This is a genomic window from Streptomyces sp. NPDC046915 (genome assembly GCF_040644935.1).
In the GTDB taxonomy this organism is placed as follows: Bacteria; Actinomycetota; Actinomycetes; order Streptomycetales; family Streptomycetaceae; genus Streptomyces.
Window position 1 is genome coordinate 20,558 of the sequence record NZ_JBEYXB010000008.1, and the last position, 18,385, is coordinate 38,942.

The following is an 18,385-nucleotide window of genomic DNA, read 5'->3' on the forward strand; positions in this document are numbered from 1 at the left end:
CTTTGGTCCCGGACCGTGATGTATCTCGCAGGTGCCGTGAACGGCTCACAGCGCCCTAATAGGACAGGGCGTGCCGGCCCGTCAGGCCGCGACCGGCTGCTTCCGCTCCGCCGCCGCGGTGGCCGCACCCGTCGCCGACCCGCTGTCCGCGGCCTCCGAGGCCTGCTTGCGCATCCCCTTGAGGACGACGACCGCCGCCGTGCTCACGCACACGCCGACGGCGATGGCGATCAGGTAGAGGAACGCGTTGCCGATCAGCGGGACCACGAAGATGCCGCCGTGCGGGGCGCGCAGCGTGGCGCCGAAGGTCATCGACAGGGCGCCGGTGACCGCGCCGCCGACCATCGCGGACGGGATGACGCGCAGCGGGTCCGCCGCGGCGAACGGGATCGCGCCCTCCGTGATGAAGGAGGCGCCCAGCACCCAGGCGGCCTTGCCGTTCTCGCGCTCGGTCTGGGTGAAGAGCCTGCCGCGCACGGTCGTGGCCAGGGCCATCGCCAGCGGCGGGACCATACCGGCCGCCATGACGGCCGCCATGACCTTCATCGCGGAGTCACTGGGGCTGGAGACCGCGATACCGGCCGTGGCGAAGGTGTACGCGACCTTGTTGACCGGGCCGCCGAGGTCGAAGCACATCATCAGGCCGAGCAGGGCGCCGAGCAGCAGCGCGTTGGCGCCGGAGAGACCGCCCAGCCAGTCGGTCATGCCCTTCTGCGCGGACGCGATGGGCTTGCCGACGACCACGAACATCAGGAACCCGACGATCGCCGAGGAGATCAGCGGGATCACCACCACCGGCATGATGCCGCGCAGCACCTTCGGGATGTTGATCTTCTGGATCGCCATCACCACGCCACCGGCGAGCAGACCGGCCACCAGACCGCCGAGGAAGCCCGCGTTGATCGTGGAGGCGATCATGCCGCCCACGAAGCCGGGGACCAGGCCGGGCCGGTCCGCCATGCCGTACGCGATGTAGCCCGCCAGGACCGGGACGAGGAAGCCGAAGGCCACCGCGCCGATCTGGAACATCAGGGCCGCCCAGCTGTGCGACTGGGTCCACACGAAGTGGTCCATGACCGAGGGCGCCGACTTGATCTGGTAGCCGCCGATCGCGAAGCCCAGGGCGATCAGCAGACCGCCCGCCGCGACGAACGGCACCATGTAACTGACGCCGGACATCAGCCACTTGCGCAGCTTGGTGCCGTACCCCTCGGTGACGTCACCGGTCCGCTCGACCGGCGTACCGGCCGCCGCGGCCATCGTGACCTCGCCGCGCTCCGCCTTGCCGCGGACCTCGGTGATCAGCTCGCCGGGCCGGTTGATGCCCGCCTTCACGCCGACGTCGACGGTCGGCTTCCCGGCGAAGCGGTCCTTCTCGCGTACCGGCACGTCGTGGGCGAAGATCACGCCGTCCGCCGCCGCGATCACCGCCGGGTCGAGCCGGGTGAATCCGGCCGAGCCCTGCGTCTCGACGACGACCTCGATGCCCGCCTCATGGCCGGCGGTCTCCAGCGACTCGGCCGCCATGTAGGTGTGGGCGATGCCGGTCGGGCAGGAGGTGACGGCGACGACACGGAACGGCCGTTCCGCCGCGGCGGGGGCCGTGCTGACCGCTGCGGCGTCGGCGGAGGCCGCCGCCGACGCCGCAGCGGAGTCTTCGGAACCGGCCGCTCCGGCGGTCTCGGCCGCCTCGGCCGCCGCCTCGTCGCCCCGGATCAGCGCGGCGGCCGCGGTGGCGTCGCCCACCGAACGCAGCGCGGAGGTGAACTCGGCGTTCATCAGCTGCCGGGCCAGCGAGGACAGGATCGTCAGATGGGCGTCGTCGGCACCGGCCGGCGCGGCGATCAGGAAGATCAGGTCGGCGGGGCCGTCGGCCGCGCCGAAGTCGATCCCGGCCGTGCTGCGCCCGAAGGCGAGGGTCGGCTCGGTGACGTGCTCGCTGCGGCAGTGCGGGATGCCGATGCCGCCGTCGAGGCCGGTCGGCATCTGCGCCTCGCGAGCGGCCACGTCCGCGAGGAAGCCCTCGAGGTCGGTCACCCGGCCCAGGGCCACCATGCGCTCGGCGAGGGCGCGCGCCGCCGCTTCTTTCGTGTCGGCGGACAGGTCGAGGTCGACCAGATCCGCGGTGATCATCTCGCTCATCGCGGGCTCCTTCGCACGCGTATCGCCCGGGGAGTGGGGTGCGCGGGGATGGGGACGGGGGTGCTGTGAGAGGTGGCGGTTCCGGGTGCGGAGGCGGGACCGGGGAAGCCCCGCCTCCGCGGGCCGGCGGAGCGGCTCAGGGTGCCCTGCCGGCCGGCGGTCGCGGCGAGTAACGGGAGCCCTCGCCGCTTCATGGGGAACCGTTTCAGCGCGGACGTCGTGCTCAGAGCGGACGTCGTACTCAGAGCGGTCATCGTGTTCGGCGCGTTTGTCGCGTTTGTCGCGCTCGGCGCAGCAGTCGTACGTACGTTCATGACACCGGCTCCGTCAGCTCACGGTCCACCGGGACCTCCCTCGTGACCGTCACCGCCGCCGGGTCCAGGTCGGCCGGGGTCGGCATCACGCTGCCGGGCAGCTGGACGGCAGCCGCGCCGTGCGCGACGGCGGAGGCGAGCGCCTCGGGGCCGCTGCCACCGGCGATCAGGAAACCGGCGAGCGAGGAGTCGCCGGCGCCCACATTGCTGCGTACCGCGTCTACCCGCGCGCTGCCGAACCAGGCACCCGTGCCGTCCACCAGCAGCTGACCGTCGGCGCCCAGGCTCGCGAGCACGGCCTGCGCACCCTTCTCACGCAGTTCCTCGGCCGCCTTCACCGCGTCGCCCACGGTCGCCAGGGGACGCCCGACGGCCTCCGCCAGCTCCTCGGCGTTCGGCTTCACCACGTCCGGGCGTTCCCGCAGGGCCTCCAGGAGCGCGGGCCCGGAGGTGTCCAGGGCGATGCGCTTGCCGGCGGCGTGCGCCCGCGCGACCAGGTCGGCGTACCAGGCCGGGGCGAGGCCGCGCGGCAGGCTGCCGCAGCACGCGATCCAGGCGGCGTCACCGGACTGCGCGCGGACCGTGTCCAGCAGCAGTTCCTGCTCCTCGGCGGACAGCTCCGGACCGGGCGCGTTGATCTTCGTCAGGACCCCGTCCGCCTCGGCGAGCGCGATGTTGGAGCGGGTGGCCCCGGCGACCGGGACCGGCGCGACCTCGATGCCCTGCGCGTCCAGCAGATCCGCGACGAGCGCCCCCGGCGCACCGCCCAGGGGCAGCACTGCGACGGTGCGCTGCCCGGCGGCCGCGACGGCACGCGAGACGTTGACGCCCTTGCCGCCGGGGTCCATGCGTTCACCGGTGGCGCGGATGACCTCTCCGCGGTCCAGCGAGGGGACCTCGTACGTACGGTCGAGGGACGGGTTCGGGGTGACGGTGAGGATCATGCACGCACTACTTCCGTGCCGCCACGCTCGATGGCGACGGCGTCTTCGGGGCTCAGCCCGCTGTCGGTGATCAGCAGGTCCACGTCGCTCAGGTCGCCGAAGCGGGCGAAGTGCTCCTGGCCGTGCTTGGTGGCGTCGGCGAGCAGCACCACCCGGCGGGCGGCGACGAGGGCCGCCCGCTTCACGGCGGCCTCGGCGAGGTCGGGGGTGGTCAGCCCGTGCTCGGCGGAGAAGCCGTTGGCGGCGACGAACAGGACGTCGGCGCGGATCTCGCCGTACGCGCGCAGCGCCCAGGCGTCCACGGCGGCGCGCGTACGGTGCCGTACGCGCCCCCCGACCAGGTGGAGCTGGATGCCCGGGTGGTCGGCCAGGCGGGCCGCGATCGGCAGGGAGTGCGTGACGACGGTGAGCCGCGCCTCCAGGGGGATGGCCGCGGCCAGACCGGCGACCGTCGTGCCGGCGTCGAGGATCATCGTGCCCTCGGTCGGCAGTTCGGCGACGGCCGCCTTGGCGATGCGTTCCTTCTCGTCGGCGGCCGTGCCCTCGCGTTCGGCGAGGTCCGGCTCGAAGTCGAGTCGTCCGGCCGGGATGGCACCGCCGTGCACCCGGCGGAGCAGGCCGGCACGGTCGAGCGCCTTCAGGTCGCGGCGGATCGTCTCCGCCGTCACCTGGAACTCCTCGGCGAGAGAGACCACGTCCACCCGGCCGCCGTCACGGGCGAGGCGGAGGATCTCCTGCTGCCGCTCCGGTGCGTACATGTCCGTTCACCTCCGACTCATGCCCGAACGTGTGGTTTCACCGGCGAGGCTACGCCCGCATTTCCGGAAAGTAAACAGGTTCGGACCTCATTCGGGCATGAACGGACTTCCGGCTCTCCCTCCCCCCGGACGGGTACACCTCCCGGACGGGTACACGAAAGGGCCCGGCGCCTGCGCAGACGCCGGGCCCTTCTTCGGGAGGACTCAGGAGACGAGCTCCCGCTCCTTCTCCTCCACCGGGAGCGGAGACTCCCCGCCCTCCACGTGCTGCGCCGGCCGCTCGGGCAGGGCGAACATCAACAGGAAGATCACGCCCATCACCGCCGCCACCCAGCCCAGCGCGTGCTGGAAGGCGTCCACGAACGCCGGGCCCACCCGCGGCGGGGTCAGGTCGTCGCCGATCGAGCCGAAGAAGACCACCGACACCAGCCCCAGCCCGAGGGCGTTGCCCATCTGCTGCACGGTGTTGATCAGCCCGGACGCCGACCCCGCGTGCTCGCGCGGCACCTCGGAGAGCACCGCGTCCGTCAGCGGCGCCACGATCAGCCCCATGCCGACGCCCATGACCACCAGCGGGAGCGCCATCTGCCAGGAGGCGATGCCCTGGCCGTACCGGTGGGCCTCCCCGATGTAGATCAGGACGCCGAGGCCCATCAGCAACGGGCCGGCCTGGAGCACCTTGCGGCCGAAGCGCGGCACCAGCTTCTGCACGGACATCCCGGCCGCCACGGAGACCGCGATCGAGAAGGGCACCCCGGTCAGCCCGGCCCGCAGCGGGCTCCAGCCCAGGCCGACCTGCATGTACAGCGTCCACACCAGGAAGAACACACCGAGCCCGACGCCGAACACGGTCTGCACCGCGATGCCCGCCGCGAAGCTCTTCACCTTGAACAGCGACAGTTCGACCAGCGGCGAGCCGTCCCGCGCGCTCTTGCGCCGCTCGTACGCCACCAGCGCCGCGAAGACCACGACCGCACCGGCCATCGACACGTACCCCCACAGCGGCCAGCCCAGCTCACGGCCCCGGGTGAGCGGATACAGCAGCATCAGCAGCCCCAGCGTCACCAGCGCGACACCGACCAGGTCCAGCTTCAGCGCCCTGGGGGCCTTCGACTCGGTGATGAAGCGGCGGCCGAGGAGGAAGGCGACGACGCCGACCGGCAGGTTGATCAGGAAGATGGGCCGCCATTCGAGCCCGAACAGGTTCCACTCCGTCAGCAGCGCGCCCAGCAGCGGGCCGGACACCGCGCCCAGGCCGACGATCGCGCCGAAGAGCCCGAAGACCTTGCCCCGCTCGTGCGCCGGGAAGGTGGCGTGCACGATCGACAGCACCTGCGGCACCATCATCGCCGCCATCGCGCCCTGGAGGATGCGGGAGGCGACCAGCATCTCCGGGTTCGCGGCGAAGCCGCACAGCGCCGACGCGAGCGTGAAGCCGCCGATGCCGACGAGGAACAGCCGCTTGCGGCCGTGGATGTCGCCGAGCCGCCCGCCGGTGATCAGGCCCGCGGCGAAGGCGAGGGCGTAACCGGCGGTGATCCACTGGATCTGGCTGAAGGACGCGCCGGCGTCCCGCTGTATGGAGGGGATCGCGATGTTGACGATCGTGACGTCGACCAGGTCCATGAAGGCGGCGGTCATCACGATCGCGAGAGCGAACCAGCGGCGGCGGTCGGCCACCGCCGGCCGGGCGGTGCTGAGGGTCTCGGTGGAGGTCATGCAGAGAAGGTAGTGGCCCAGTAGGTCAGATCATGTCCTACTTCTACGGCATCCTGAGACGCATGACGACGGACACCCCGGCCCGGCTGCTCCAGCTCCTCTCCCTCCTCCAGACGCCCCGCGAATGGCCCGGCGGCGAGCTCGCCGAGCGGCTCGGGGTGTCCCGCCGTACCGTGCGGCGGGACGTCGACCGGCTGCGCGAGCTCGGCTATCCGGTACAGGCGACCATGGGCGCCGACGGCGGCTACCGGCTGGTCGCGGGCAAGGCGATGCCGCCCCTGGTGCTGGACGACGAGGAGGCGGTGGCCATCGCGGTGGGGCTGCGGGCCGGCGCCGGGCACGCGGTCGCGGGCGTGGACGAGGCGTCCGTACGGGCGCTGGCGAAGCTGGAGCAGGTGCTGCCGGCCCGGCTACGCCGGCGCGTCTCCACCCTTCAGGCCGCGACCACCCCGCTGACCAGCGGGGACGGGGCGAGCATCGCGCCCGAGACACTGACCGTGATGGCGTCGACGGTGGCCGGGCGGGAGCGGCTGCGGTTCGCGTACCGGGACAAGGACGGGAGCGAGTCGCGGCGGCTGACCGAGCCGTACCGGCTGGTGTCGACCGGGCGGCGGTGGTACCTCGTGGCGTACGACCTCGACCGGGGCGACTGGCGCACGTTCCGGGTCGACCGGGTGAGCGAGCCGTTCGCGACGGGGGCGCGGTTCGCTCCGCGGGAGCTGCCGACGGGGAGTGCGGCGGAGTATCTGCGGCAGTCGATCCACCGGCGGCAGGACTCGTACGCGTACGAGGTCGTGTTCACCGAGTCGGCCGACCTCGTCGCGTCCCGGGTCCCGGCGTGGGTGGGCCGGCCGGAGCCGCTGGACACCGGGGGCTGCGTGCTGCGGGGCACGTCCGGGGACCCAGTGGAGTGGCTGGCGATGCGGCTGGCGATGGCGGGCTGCGATTTCGAGGTCCGGGAGCCCGCGGAACTCGTGGGGTGCGTACGGGAGTTGGGCGGGAGGTTGAGCCGGGCGGGGGGTGGGTGAGGAGGCGGTTGAGGGGGCGGGGGTTCCGCTTGCCCGCGCCGGTTCCGCTTGCCCGCGCCGGCCGGGTGCCGCTACGGCGCCGACGCCTCCCAGGGAAACCCACGCAACGCCGCGAGATTCCCCAGCGCGAGCGCGGCCGGGCCCTCCGGGCCGGACGGAGCGTTCGAGGTGCAGGCCCACGACTCGACCGCCACCCGCACCGCCGAGCCCGCCACCGCCGCGGTGAACCGCAGGTCGGGGGAGGTGGAGGTGGAGGCGGCAACGTTGTCGGCGCCGGTCCGCCGGGCCGCCAGGATTTCCACCAGCGCCTCTTCCGACTCACGGCACACCTCCGCCCATACCTTCCGCAGCGCCGGGTTCGTCCCGGCGAGGCGGATGAGGGTGCGCACCCACTCCCAGGACGCGGTCGACACCGCCTGGCCGGGGGTGAGGGTCTGACGGACCGCGTGCTCCAGGGCCTCGGGGACGGACAGGGCCGCGGGGGCCTCGCGGACCGCCTCCGTCCAGCGCCGGGCGCCCGCCGCGTAGAGGGGGGCGACCGCCTCCTCCTTGGTGGCGAAGTAGCGGTAGAAGGTGCGCGGAGCGCATCCGGCGGCCTGGGCGATGTCCTCCGCGCGAGTGGCTTTCAGGCCGCGGCTGACGAACAGATCGGCCGCCGCCCGTGCGATCTCCATCCGGGTCTCGGCCTTGCGCCGTTCCGTCAGCGATCCGGAGGCCGTGGAGGGATCAGAAGGATCAGTGGGACTCACGGCGGCAGGTTATGCCTATGTGGCAGAATCTGCCATCCGGCGGGCCACCCCGTGGTTCAGGTACGGGGTGACCCGCCGCTCGGGCGTGTCCGCGCAGCAGAGGAGCCGAGCTCCGGCACCCGGGGGGACAGGCGCCGAAGCCCGGCTCGGGGAAGGTCCCGGCGCCGGGGGGGGATGTGCGTCGGGACGTGGCTCAGGGTGAGAGAACATCTCGCGTCACGTCGTACGTCACGTCATGCGTCACGTCTCTCTGGAGGGCGGCGGACGTGCGGTTCCGGGCCCCGGACTCCTGGGCCCTGAGGTGTTGTTCCCAGGGCCCCGAGAGTTGAAGCGGCGCTCCAGCGCCATGTTTGCGCGGTCTTCCGCCACCCGGCGTACGCGGTAGCCGGGCGGCCGGCACACCCCGGCCGGCGTTACGCCGCCGCGTCGAAGCCGGTGCTGCGGGCCAGCTTCTTCAGCTCCAGCAGCGCGTGCTTCTCGATCTGGCGGATGCGTTCGCGGGTCAGACCGTGCTCCTTGCCGACCTCCGTCAGCGTGCGCTCCCGGCCGTCCTCGATGCCGTACCGCATCTTGATGATGGAGGCCGTGCGCTGGTCGAGGCGGCCGATCAGGTCGTCCAGCTCCTCGCTGCGCAGCAGCGTCAGCACCGACTGCTCGGGCGACACGGCGGAGGTGTCCTCCAGCAGGTCGCCGAACTGGGTCTCGCCCTCGTCGTCCACCGACATGTTCAGCGACACCGGGTCACGGGCCCAGTCGAGCACGTCGATGACGCGCTCCGGCGTGGAGCCGAGCTCGGCCGCGATCTCCGCGGGCTCCGGCTCGCGCCCGTTCTCCCGGTTGAACTCGCGCTGCACACGGCGTATGCGGCCGAGCTCCTCCACGAGGTGGACGGGCAGCCGGATGGTGCGGGACTGGTCGGCTATCGAGCGGGTGATCGCCTGCCGGATCCACCAGGTGGCGTAGGTCGAGAACTTGAAGCCCTTGCGGTAGTCGAACTTCTCCACCGCGCGCACCAGGCCGGCATTGCCCTCCTGGATCAGGTCGAGCAGGGGCAGACCGCTACGGGGGTAGCGACGGGCGACGGCGACGACCAGGCGCAGGTTGGAACGGATGAACACGTCCTTGGCCCGCTCCCCCTCGGCGACCAGGGCCTCGAGCTCCTCACGGGTGGCGCTCGCCTTGGACTCCTCGTACCCGTCGAGGATCTGCCGTGCGAACACGCCCGCCTCTATGGTCTGGGACAGGTCGACTTCCTTGGCGGCGTCGAGCAGTGGGGTCCGCGCGATCTCGTCGAGGTACATGCCGACCAGGTCGCGATCGGCGATCTCGCCGCCATGGGCGCGAACACTGCTTGCCGCGTCGGCCGTCTCGCCGGTGGCGGACTTACGACGGGCGACGGCACGGGTTGCCATGCGTGCTCCCTTGCGATGGTGGGCTGGCGGGTGGTCCAAACGGACGCTCGGCACTCCGCGAGATGAACGGTTGGGACTCTGCTCGAGTGCCCGGCTTCCGAAGGAAACAACGACTGGAATCAGGACAGAATTCCCAACCCACCCCTCCTTTCTTCTGATCATGCAGTACCCTGTCCGGCCACGTAGGGAGGCGTGATGTTGACAGAGAGTACAGAGGTGCAGGTCAGGCCGGGAGTCGAGGGTGACCTCGAAGCCCTCACGGACATCTACAACCACTATGTACGTGAGACGCCCATCACATTCGACACCGAGGTCTTCACGCCGGAGGAGCGACGCCCTTGGCTGCTCTCCCATCCGGAAGACGGCCCGTACCGTCTGATGGTTGCCGTGGCCGCGGAGTCACAGGAGATTCTGGGCTACGCCACATCCAGTCCTCACCGGGCGAAACCCGCGTACGGCACGACCGTGGAGACGACCGTCTACCTCGCCCCGCACTCCCCCAGAGGGGGCACCCCCAGCCGCCGCGGCATCGGCACCCTGCTGTACAAGGCCCTCTTCGAGGCCCTGTCCGGGGAGGACCTGCACCGCGCCTACGCGGGCGTCGCCCAGCCCAACGAGGCGTCCACGCGGCTGCACGAGCGTTTCGGCTTCCGGTACGTCGGCACGTACCGGGAGGTGGGCCGCAAGTTCGGCCGGTACTGGGACGTCGCCTGGTACGAGAAGGAGCTCTAGCCCGCGCCCCGCCCGCTCAGCCGAACCGCACGACTCAGCCGAACTGCACCGATCACCTCAGCCGAACCGCACCGATCACCTCAGCCGAACTGCACCGACCGCTTCGCCATCCCGAGCCAGAAGCCGTCGATCACGGACTTCTGCGCGTCCAGCTCGCCGCCGGCCTCCGCCGCGCCCATGGTGACGAAGAGCGGGGCGAAGTGCTCGGTGCGGGGATGGGCGTAGCGGCCCGCGGGGGCCTTGTCGAGGAAGTCCAGCAGGGCGTCCCAGTCGCGGGTCTCCAGCGCGCGCCGGCCCCAGTCGTCGAACTCGGAGGACCAGCTGGGCACGCCGTTGCCCGCGTACCGCAGCGCGGCCAGGTTGTGGGTGAAGAAGCCGGAGCCGACGATCAGTACGCCCTCGTCGCGCAGCGGGGCGAGCCGGCGGCCGATCTCCATCAGCCGCACCGGGTCGAGGGTCGGCATGGAGACCTGGAGGACCGGGATGTCGGCGGCGGGGAACATCTCCACCAGCGGTACGTACGCGCCGTGGTCGAGGCCGCGGTCCGGGATGTCCTGCACGGGCGTGCCGGGGGCGCGCAGAAGCTTACGTACCGACTCGGCGAGCTCCGGTGCGCCGGGGGCCTCGTAGCGCACCTGGTAGTAGTGCTCGGGGAAGCCCCAGAAGTCGTAGACGAGCGGGACGGTCGTCGTCGCGCCGAGGGCGAGCGGGGCCTCCTCCCAGTGGGCGGAGACCATGAGGATCGCCTTGGGGCGGGGCAGGCCGGCGGCCCAGGCGGCGAGCTGACCTGGCCAGACGGGGTCGTCGGCGAGGGGCGGGGCGCCATGGCTCAGATAGAGGGTGGGCATGCGCTCCTGGGTGGCGGCGGACATGACGGCGACTCCCTCATTGCTTTAAGTCTCAAGCTCTACCTCTCACAGAGTACGTCTCACTTGTTTAAGATTCAAGGAGAAGGCCCGTACAGTGGGATACATGACTACGGCACCCGATTCCGCCGCCGAAGAGCACCGCTGGCTCACTGACGAGGAACAGCGCGTCTGGCGCTCGTACCTGCACGCCTCCACGCTGCTGGAGGACCACCTCGACCGTCAGCTCCAGCGCGACGCGGGCATGCCGCACGTCTACTACGGCCTGCTGGTCGGGCTCGCGGAGGCCCCGCACCGCCGACTCCGGATGACCGAGCTGGCCATGAAGGCCAAGATCACCCGCTCCCGTCTCTCGCACGCCATCGCGCGCCTGGAGAAGAACGGCTGGGTACGCCGCGAGGACTGCCCCTCCGACAAGCGCGGCCAGTTCGCGGTGCTGACCGACGAGGGCCGCGAGGTGCTGCGGCGCACCGCGCCGGGCCACGTGGCCGCCGTACGCCAGGCGCTGTTCGAGCGGCTGACCCCCGAGCAGCAGAAGACCCTCGGCGAGATCATGGAGATCGTCGCCGAGGGTCTTCAGCCGAACGAAGCGGGTGCCGACCTGCCGTGGCTCCGCTGAGGGAGCCACCCTTCCTTCAGCGGGCCGGGGCCTCTCCGGCGGATCATGCCGCAGACGCGGGGCTCGGCACGCCCACCAGAACCGATGAGGCACCGCCCATTTCCTGCGCCCTGATCCGCCGGACAGGCCCTAGTGAGCGATCACCGGGACGGCCACCTCGTCCTCGGCACCCTCACCGGAGGCGACCGGACCGGCGCCCTGGTGGCCGGCGTTGACGAGGGTGACCACGATGACCGCGGCGAGCACCAGCATGCCGACGGCGAACCAGATCGCGTTGGTGTAGCCGTGCACCATGCCCTGCATCTGGACCAGCTGCTGCTGCGGCTTGGAGGTGGCCGTGGCGATGTGGTCCTTGATGTACGAGGTCGTCGCGGAGGCGGCGATCGTGTTCAGCAGGGCGGTGCCGATCGCGCCGCCCACCTGCTGCGAGGTGTTGACCATCGCGGAGGCGACACCGGCGTCCCGGGGCTCGACACCCAGGGTGGCCAGGGACATGGCCGGCATGAACGCCGTACCCATGCCGAGGCCGAGCAGCAGCATCGACGGCAGGACGGTCGACGCGTACGACGAGCCGATCTCCAGCCGCGTCAGCAGCAGCATGCCGGAGGCGGCGACCAGGAAGCCGGGGCCCATCAGCATCCGGGCCGGGACCCGGGTCATCAGGCGCGTACCGATCTGGGTCGAGCCGACCATCATGCCCGCGATCATGGGCAGGAAGGCGAAGCCGGTCTTGATCGGCGAGTAGCCCTTGATGACCTGGAGGTAGTAGGTCAGGAAGAGGAACGTGCCGAACATCGCGATGATGGCGATGCCGAGGGAGAGGTAGATGCCGCCGCGGTTGCGGTCGGTGACCACGCGCAGGGGCAGCAGCGGGCTCTTGACCTTGGACTCGGTGACGACGAAGGCGATCAGCAGGACGGCCGACGCGACGAACAGGGAGACGGTGGTGGTGTCGCCCCAGCCGTCGGACTCGGCGCGGGTGAAGCCGTAGACGAGCGAGACCAGGCCGAGGGTGGACAGGAGCACGCCCGGGATGTCGAGCGGGTTGCGGTTGCGGCCGCCCTCCGGCTCACGGATGACGAAGTACGCACCCAGCGCGGCGACCACGGCGAACGGGATGTTGACGAAGAACGTCCAGCGCCAGTCCAGGTACTCGGTCAGCACGCCGCCGAGGATGAAGCCGACGGCGCCGCCGCCACCGGCGATCGCGCCGTAGATGCCGAACGCCTTGGCCCGCTCCTTGGCGTCCGTGAACATCACGGCGAGCAGCGAGAGCGCGGCCGGGGCGAGCAGCGCGCCGAAGACACCCTGGAGGGCGCGGGCGCCGAACATCATCGCGCCGGTGGTCGCCGCACCGCCGAGCGCGGAGGCGGCGGCGAAGCCGGTCAGGCCTATGACGAAGGCCCGCTTGCGGCCCCACAGGTCGGCGATCCGGCCGCCGAAGAGGAGCAGACCGCCGAAGGCGAGGGCGTACGCCGTCACGACCCACTGGCGGTTGCCGTCGGAGATGCCCAGGTCCTGCTGGGCGGAGGGCAGGGCGATGTTCACGATGGTCGCGTCGAGGACGACCATCAGCTGGGCGAGCGCGATGAAGACCAGCGCTTTCCAGCGGTTGGCGTCGGCGGTGCCGACGGTGGCCGGAGGTGTTTCGGACATGGAGGTACCCACTTCGGGACTTCGTGACGGAGAAATCGGTGAAAAGGCGTGAAGGTGTGGCCGGCTCGCCCAGGTGAGCGGCGGCCGGAGGCTCGCGGTTCTGAGAGTGTCGTTGGATGGACCGGTGTGGGGCCCGGAACTAATCGGTCAGCTCGGTCTGCTCGGTCAGCTCGGTCAGCTCTGCCGGAAGTCCTCCATGGTCGCGGCCGTGCCCGGCAGCACGGAGCGGGCCGGGGCCCGCAGTCCGTCCAGGAACAGCTGCAGATGGCGATGGACGAAGCGGTCGATGCTGAGGCAGCCCGTGCCGGCCGGCGGCCGGCTGAGCTGGGACACGGCGAGCAGCAGGTCCCCTGCGCCGACGTCGGGGCGGAGCTGGCCGGCCGTCTTGGCGCGGTCCATGACCTCCTCGACGATCTGCTCGACCCTCTGGCGGGCCGCTTCGAGGTCGGGATGGTTCTGGTCGAACGTGGTGGAGACCATCGGGCACAGCGCGCTGATCCGCTCGTCGGCGGCGGTGTGCGTGAAGCGTGCCAGCGCCTCGAAGGCGTCCCCGGTCTCCGCGAGCGCCTCCTCGGCCGCCCGCACCGTACGGTCGATGACGGAGCAGACGACCTCACGGACGAGGGCGTCGCGGTCCGGGAAGTTGCGGTACACCGTGGCGTTGCCGACACCGGCCCGGCGGGCGATCTCGTCGAGCGGCACATCGGGGCCGAACTCGACGAACATCTCCCGGGCGGCGGCGACGATCCGCTCCCGGTTGCGCAGGGCGTCGGCGCGGGGCCGGGGCGTCCTGGCTCGCACGGGGGTCGCGGTGGGCACGGCGTACTCCTGAGCTCATTCGGATGGACGATCCGGGGAACGAGTCCCCGTTTCGCTCGGACACATGGCTAAACGGGGAAGAGGTCCCCGGTTATTTCGCGACCGCGGAGAAATTTCCCGTGACCTGGGTCACACCTCCCTTCCGTGTGACCTCCGGGCGCCATCCATGCCCCCTACCCGCGGGAAACCCACGATCGGACTCCTCCAGCGCGCGCCCCCGGCCCCGTCGACACAGGGTGACCACAAGGGTGCAGTCGGCGACCGGCGGCTGCCGTGGAGCGGAAGGTCCCCTGCATGCAGCCGCAGTCGTCCAGCGGCCGGCGTGCGCCGGGCGCACACCGGATACGCCCGCGCCGTGTGGCCGCCCTCGCGTCCGTGACCGCGCTGACCCTCGCGATCAGCACCACGGCCGGCCCGGGGCACCTCACGGCGGGATCCGCCACCGCCGGTGCGGGCCCGATAGCCCTGGCCCGCTCGCCCGCCCTCGCCCCCTGCATGATCAGCGGCGGCTACGACGTCCAGATGACCGAGGGCATCCCCACCCCCGCCGGCTACTCCCACTCCACCGGCACCGTCCACGCCCTGACCCTGATGGTCGACTTCTCCGACGCACCCGGCCAGGGCAACGCCCTCGACCGCTTCCACGAGTTCTTCCCGAAGACCCAGGAGTGGTTCCGCACCGCCTCCTACGGCCGTCTCGACTACCGCCCCGAGACCCCGGTCACCGACTGGCTGCGCATGCCGAAGCCGTTCAAGGACTACGGCATAGAACGCGGCGCCCCCTTCGACCCCGGCTACCGCCGACTGGTCCAGGACATCGTGGCCGCCGCCGACCCCACCGTGGACTTCCGCTCGTACGACCTGCTGAACGTGCTCGTCACCCCGAACGCGGGCCCCTCCGCCCTGGACACCGTGCTGTCGGTGACGTTCGCCGGCAACGCGGAGGCGCCGGTCGCCGACGGCATACCGATCGCCAACGCCTCCTTCGTCTACTCCCGCCAGGACGACGGCTCCGGCTCCTACCCCCTCACCGGCTACCGCGTACTCCCGCACGAGAACGGCCACGTCTTCGGCCTGCCCGACCTCTACACCCAGGAAGGCGCCGGCACGGTCGGCCACTGGGACATCATGAGCGAGGACTGGGGCGCCGACAACGACCTGCTCGGCTGGCACAAGTGGAAGCTGGGCTGGCTGGACGCCTCACAGATCAGCTGCGCGGCCGCCCGCGGCACCACCGAGTACGAACTGACCCCGCTGTACCGGGCCGGCGGCCGCAAACTCGTCGTCCTCCCGGTCGACGGCCACACCGACTACGCCCTGGAACTGCGCACCCGGGGCGGCAACGACGAGACCGTGTGCCACCCCGGCGTCCTCATCTACAAGGTCGACGCGAACGTCGACACCGGCCAGGGCCCCATCAAGGTCTACGACGCCCACCCGCACTCCGGCGGCTGCACCAGCAGCCCCAACGTCCACACCGAACTCTCGGACGCGACGTTCGGCCCCGGACAGACCTTCAAGGACCCGCTGCGGGGGATCACCGTGGAGGTGACGGGGAAGGACGCGGACGGGAACTACCGGGTGCGGGTGACGCGGAGCTAGTGCCGCGGCAGGCAACGTTTGCCCGTCAAGGAGCGGCGTCCGGTGCGTGCTCTCGGCGTGCCGGGTGCGAGCCCTCGTACTGGATGTACTTGGGCTTGTGCCCGGTGCGGCGAGAGTGCGTGCCGGGCGTCGCGACGGGGCGAACGTTGCCTGTCGCGGCACTAGCCGTGCTGTGCCGTCCCGGCGCCGGCCGGGCGGGGCGGGCTTACCGTAGGCGTGCCGAGACCGCCGTCCCGTCGTACCGGAGAGCCGCAGCCGATGCCCGCGACCAAGACCCCACTGGACGCCGACGCCGACACCGACGCCCCAGGGGACCCCGCCGTGCCGCCGGCCGAGGCGGGGACACCGCCGGCCGAGGCGGTGACGCCGCTGATCCGCGGGATCGCCGTACTGCGGCGGCTCACCGAGGCGGGCGGCACCCTCAGCCCGAGCGCGCTGGAACGCGCCACCGGCCTCGCCCGTTCCACGGTGGACCGGATCACGACGACCCTCCAACACATGGGATACGTCCGCCTCGACGGCCGGGACGTCGTGCTGGCACCCCCCGTCATGGCCCTGGGCAACGCCTACCTCGCCGCCCTCCGCCTGCCCGCCCTGCTGGACGCCCGCGCCGACGAACTGGCCGACGAACTCGACGAGTCCGTGTCCCTGGCGGTCGCCGACCGCGACGGCATCCGCTTCATCCACCAGGCCACCCGCCGCCGCGCGATGTCCCTCAGCTTCCGCATCGGCGACCTCCTCCCCGCCGAACGCACCGCCCCCGGCCCGCTGTTCGCCACCGACTGGACGGAGCCGGACTGGACCCACTGGCGAGCACGCCGGGCGGCGGACCCGGAGGACGGGGAATTCCCGGCGGTACCACGCAGGCACCGAACGACCACACCGGAGTCCGAGGACTTCGTACGCCGCTCCGCCCTGGCCGGAACCGACGGCTACGCCCTGGACGACCAGCTGATCGAACCGGGCCTGGTGGCCGTCTCCGTACCGGTACGGGACCCGGCGACGGGCCGCGTCGTGTGCGCGGCGAACGTGGTGAGCCACACCAGCCGCCACACGGCCGCCGATCTGCGCGACACACTCCTCCCCCGCCTGCGCGAGGCGGTGACGGCGATGGAAAGGGACCTGAGCGAGGCCCCGCGGCTGATCCCCGGCCCACCCCCCTCCGACCTGGCCACCTGGACGACAGCGTCGAAGCACGAACTGGGCCGCGACTTCATCGAGTCCCTGGCCCGCGGCCTCACGGTCCTGACCGTCTTCGGCGAGGGCCGCGCCGCCCTGACCCTCACAGAGGTGGCGAAGGCGACCGGCCTGGCCCGCGCGACGGCCCGACGAGCGCTGATCACCTACGCCCACCTCGGCCTGGTGACCCCGACTCCGGACGCCCACACCTTCACCCTCACCCCCCGAGTCCTCTCCCTGGGCTTCCCACCCCTCTCCCGCACCACCCTCCCCCACCTGGCGGAACCCCACCTGCGCGCCCTGGCGGACGGGGTGGAGGAGTGGGCGGGCTTGGCGGTACTGGCAGAACCATCAACCCCGTCAGAACCGGAATCGCCGGCCCCAATGATCCAACTGACGGCGAGAGCCACGACCCCCCGCGTCCTCTCCCCCGACATCACGGTGGGCGCCCGCCTCCCGGCCCGCTCGACCTCCCTGGGCCGCGCACTCCTCTCCGAGGTCACACCCCAGGGCTACGCCCTGGCCGACGAGGAACTCGAATCAGGCCTCCGCTCCATCGCGGTACCCCTCCACGACCGCACGGGCCGCGTCATCGCCGCCATCAACCTCTCCACCCACGCGGCCCGCCGCACCCTCGCCGACTGCGTCACCGACCTCCTCCCCGCCCTCACCACCACAGCCACCCACATCGAATCCGACCTCCACACCGCATCCCGCTTCACCCCCATCCCCCCGACCTGACCCCCCACCCCCACCCCCGAGATCCGGTACGCTGACGCCTGTGGCCCACACAGCCACGATCCGCCTTCGTAGCTCAGGGGATAGAGCACCGCTCTCCTAAAGCGGGTGTCGCAGGTTCGAATCCTGCCGGGGGCACCATGCCTGACCAGGCACGATGTACCGGAGAAGCCCCTCGGAAGTGACCTCCGAGGGGCTTTTTGGTCTCACATGGGAACGAATGGGAACGCGCCGTCAGGCAGCGTCCTTCGTGGGACCTGGGCGCCCCCGACTTTCCCCCTTTCGCACGGCCGCAACTGACATGGTCTCGTTCACGTCGGCGCCCTCGATGCCGGCCCATGACACCCCCTCCACCCGCTTGCCGCGCTGTTCCAGGCCAAGTTCTTCGTCCTTCTACACCCTGGGAAGCGCCCGAGGCCGAGATCACCCTTCAGGGTCAGGGCCAGCCAGTGCGCGCCCACGCCGAGCCGCAGGCCTGGGTCGAGCCCACCACTCCCCTCCCACACGCACGCCACCGCCGAGTGCAACACCAGGCTCGCTCAGCCAAACTTTACGCCTGGAAGACTGGCGGCAATAAAGTTCAACGCGGAGGTGTTGCATGCCCAAACCCATGAGGACCATCGAGGTCGACGATGAGGTGTTCGCCTACTTGCAGCGTCACAGTGAACCGCTCGTTGATACCCCGAATGACGTCCTGCGTCGTGAACTCCTGAAGGGCGAGAAGCCGCCCGCAGACAAGACGGGCGGCCGCAAGACCGGTGCCCTGATGTCCGTCATCGAAGCCGGCCTGGCCGCAGCCGGGGACAAGGTCCGCCACCACCAGTCGAGACTCAAGCGGACCCACGATGCCACCATCACTGCTGACGGCTGGATCGAAATCCCCGATGGCCGGGTATTCCCCCAACCTTCCCCCGCGCTGAAGGCGCAGACCGGGAGCGACATCAACGGGTGGGGCCAGTACACGCACGTCCCCAGCGGACGCCGCCTGCAGGAATTGCGCGAAGAGGCCGCGAAGCGCCAGGCGTGAAGTTCGCCAGAAACTAGGGCCAGGTCCGCTCGGGCGAGCCTGTCAGGCTCGCCCGAGCGGACCCACGCCGACGCGTGCACT

The 18,385-nt window shown here is 71.3% G+C and carries 15 protein-coding genes and 1 tRNA gene; 7 read left to right on the top strand and 9 right to left on the bottom strand.

Annotation, left to right across the window (positions count from 1 at the left end):
• Positions 1-81 precede the first annotated feature (81 nt).
• From ABZ915_RS21370 to ABZ915_RS21385, 4 genes are all read right to left on the bottom strand, one after another.
• Positions 82-2,142, bottom strand: a complete 2,061-nt coding sequence (locus ABZ915_RS21370; RefSeq protein WP_361805192.1) for a fructose-specific PTS transporter subunit EIIC — start codon at positions 2,140-2,142, stop codon at positions 82-84.
• 310 nt (positions 2,143-2,452) lie between these two features.
• On the bottom strand, positions 2,453-3,400 hold the full coding sequence (gene pfkB, locus ABZ915_RS21375) for a 1-phosphofructokinase (RefSeq protein ID WP_361805194.1): 948 nt from the start codon (positions 3,398-3,400) through the stop codon (positions 2,453-2,455).
• Positions 3,397-4,158, bottom strand: coding sequence for a DeoR/GlpR family DNA-binding transcription regulator (locus ABZ915_RS21380; RefSeq protein WP_361805197.1), 762 nt, complete (start codon positions 4,156-4,158; stop codon positions 3,397-3,399). Before ABZ915_RS21380 ends, pfkB begins: the two co-directional genes overlap by 4 nt.
• Positions 4,159-4,362: 204 nt before the next feature.
• Positions 4,363-5,877, bottom strand: a complete 1,515-nt coding sequence (locus tag ABZ915_RS21385) for an MFS transporter (RefSeq protein WP_361805200.1) — start codon at positions 5,875-5,877, stop codon at positions 4,363-4,365.
• Positions 5,878-5,939: 62 nt separating this feature from the next.
• On the opposite strand from ABZ915_RS21385, the gene ABZ915_RS21390 reads away from it, so the two are divergent.
• Positions 5,940-6,905 carry a YafY family protein gene (locus ABZ915_RS21390; protein WP_361805203.1) on the top strand — a complete coding sequence of 322 codons (966 nt, stop codon included), beginning with the start codon at positions 5,940-5,942 and terminating at the stop codon, positions 6,903-6,905.
• 71 nt (positions 6,906-6,976) lie between these two features.
• Here ABZ915_RS21390 and ABZ915_RS21395 read toward each other — a convergent pair whose 3' ends face one another.
• Positions 6,977-7,579: a TetR family transcriptional regulator gene (locus ABZ915_RS21395; protein ID WP_361806269.1), complete on the bottom strand. Its 603-nt coding sequence runs from the start codon at positions 7,577-7,579 to the stop codon at positions 6,977-6,979.
• A gap of 488 nt (positions 7,580-8,067) precedes the next feature.
• Positions 8,068-9,066, bottom strand: coding sequence for a sigma-70 family RNA polymerase sigma factor (locus tag ABZ915_RS21400; RefSeq protein WP_361805206.1), 999 nt, complete (start codon positions 9,064-9,066; stop codon positions 8,068-8,070).
• Between the two features lie 195 nt (positions 9,067-9,261).
• Here ABZ915_RS21400 and ABZ915_RS21405 point away from each other — a divergent pair, with 195 nt between their 5' ends.
• Entirely contained in the window at positions 9,262-9,798 is a 537-nt protein-coding gene (locus ABZ915_RS21405; RefSeq protein WP_361805209.1) for an N-acetyltransferase family protein, read from the top strand.
• A gap of 80 nt (positions 9,799-9,878) precedes the next feature.
• Here ABZ915_RS21405 and ABZ915_RS21410 read toward each other — a convergent pair whose 3' ends face one another.
• Positions 9,879-10,670, bottom strand: coding sequence for a class III extradiol ring-cleavage dioxygenase (locus tag ABZ915_RS21410; RefSeq protein ID WP_361805212.1), 792 nt, complete (start codon positions 10,668-10,670; stop codon positions 9,879-9,881).
• A gap of 100 nt (positions 10,671-10,770) precedes the next feature.
• Between ABZ915_RS21410 and ABZ915_RS21415 the strand changes: the two genes are divergently transcribed.
• Positions 10,771-11,283 carry a MarR family transcriptional regulator gene (locus tag ABZ915_RS21415; RefSeq protein ID WP_361805215.1) on the top strand — a complete coding sequence of 171 codons (513 nt, stop codon included), beginning with the start codon at positions 10,771-10,773 and terminating at the stop codon, positions 11,281-11,283.
• Positions 11,284-11,412: 129 nt separating this feature from the next.
• Here ABZ915_RS21415 and ABZ915_RS21420 read toward each other — a convergent pair whose 3' ends face one another.
• Together ABZ915_RS21420 and ABZ915_RS21425 are read right to left on the bottom strand one after the other, a co-directional pair.
• The gene (locus ABZ915_RS21420; protein ID WP_361805218.1) at positions 11,413-12,939 is read right to left on the bottom strand and encodes an MFS transporter; all 1,527 of its coding nucleotides are present in this window, start codon (positions 12,937-12,939) and stop codon (positions 11,413-11,415) included.
• Positions 12,940-13,113: 174 nt separating this feature from the next.
• On the bottom strand, positions 13,114-13,758 hold the full coding sequence (locus ABZ915_RS21425) for a TetR/AcrR family transcriptional regulator (RefSeq protein ID WP_361805221.1): 645 nt from the start codon (positions 13,756-13,758) through the stop codon (positions 13,114-13,116).
• 294 nt (positions 13,759-14,052) lie between these two features.
• Between ABZ915_RS21425 and ABZ915_RS21430 the strand changes: the two genes are divergently transcribed.
• The 4 genes from ABZ915_RS21430 to ABZ915_RS21445 all read left to right on the top strand — a co-directional run bounded on the left by ABZ915_RS21430 (position 14,053) and on the right by ABZ915_RS21445 (position 18,304).
• Positions 14,053-15,360 (top strand): M6 family metalloprotease domain-containing protein, encoded by a 1,308-nt coding sequence (locus ABZ915_RS21430; protein ID WP_361805224.1) that lies wholly within the window; start codon positions 14,053-14,055, stop codon positions 15,358-15,360.
• Positions 15,361-15,618: 258 nt separating this feature from the next.
• Positions 15,619-17,280: an IclR family transcriptional regulator C-terminal domain-containing protein gene (locus tag ABZ915_RS21435; RefSeq protein WP_361805227.1), complete on the top strand. Its 1,662-nt coding sequence runs from the start codon at positions 15,619-15,621 to the stop codon at positions 17,278-17,280.
• Positions 17,281-17,342: 62 nt separating this feature from the next.
• Positions 17,343-17,418: transfer RNA gene (locus ABZ915_RS21440), tRNA-Arg, on the top strand.
• Positions 17,419-17,887: 469 nt separating this feature from the next.
• Positions 17,888-18,304 (top strand): hypothetical protein, encoded by a 417-nt coding sequence (locus tag ABZ915_RS21445; protein ID WP_359254986.1) that lies wholly within the window; start codon positions 17,888-17,890, stop codon positions 18,302-18,304.
• The last annotated feature ends 81 nt before the right edge of the window (positions 18,305-18,385 follow it).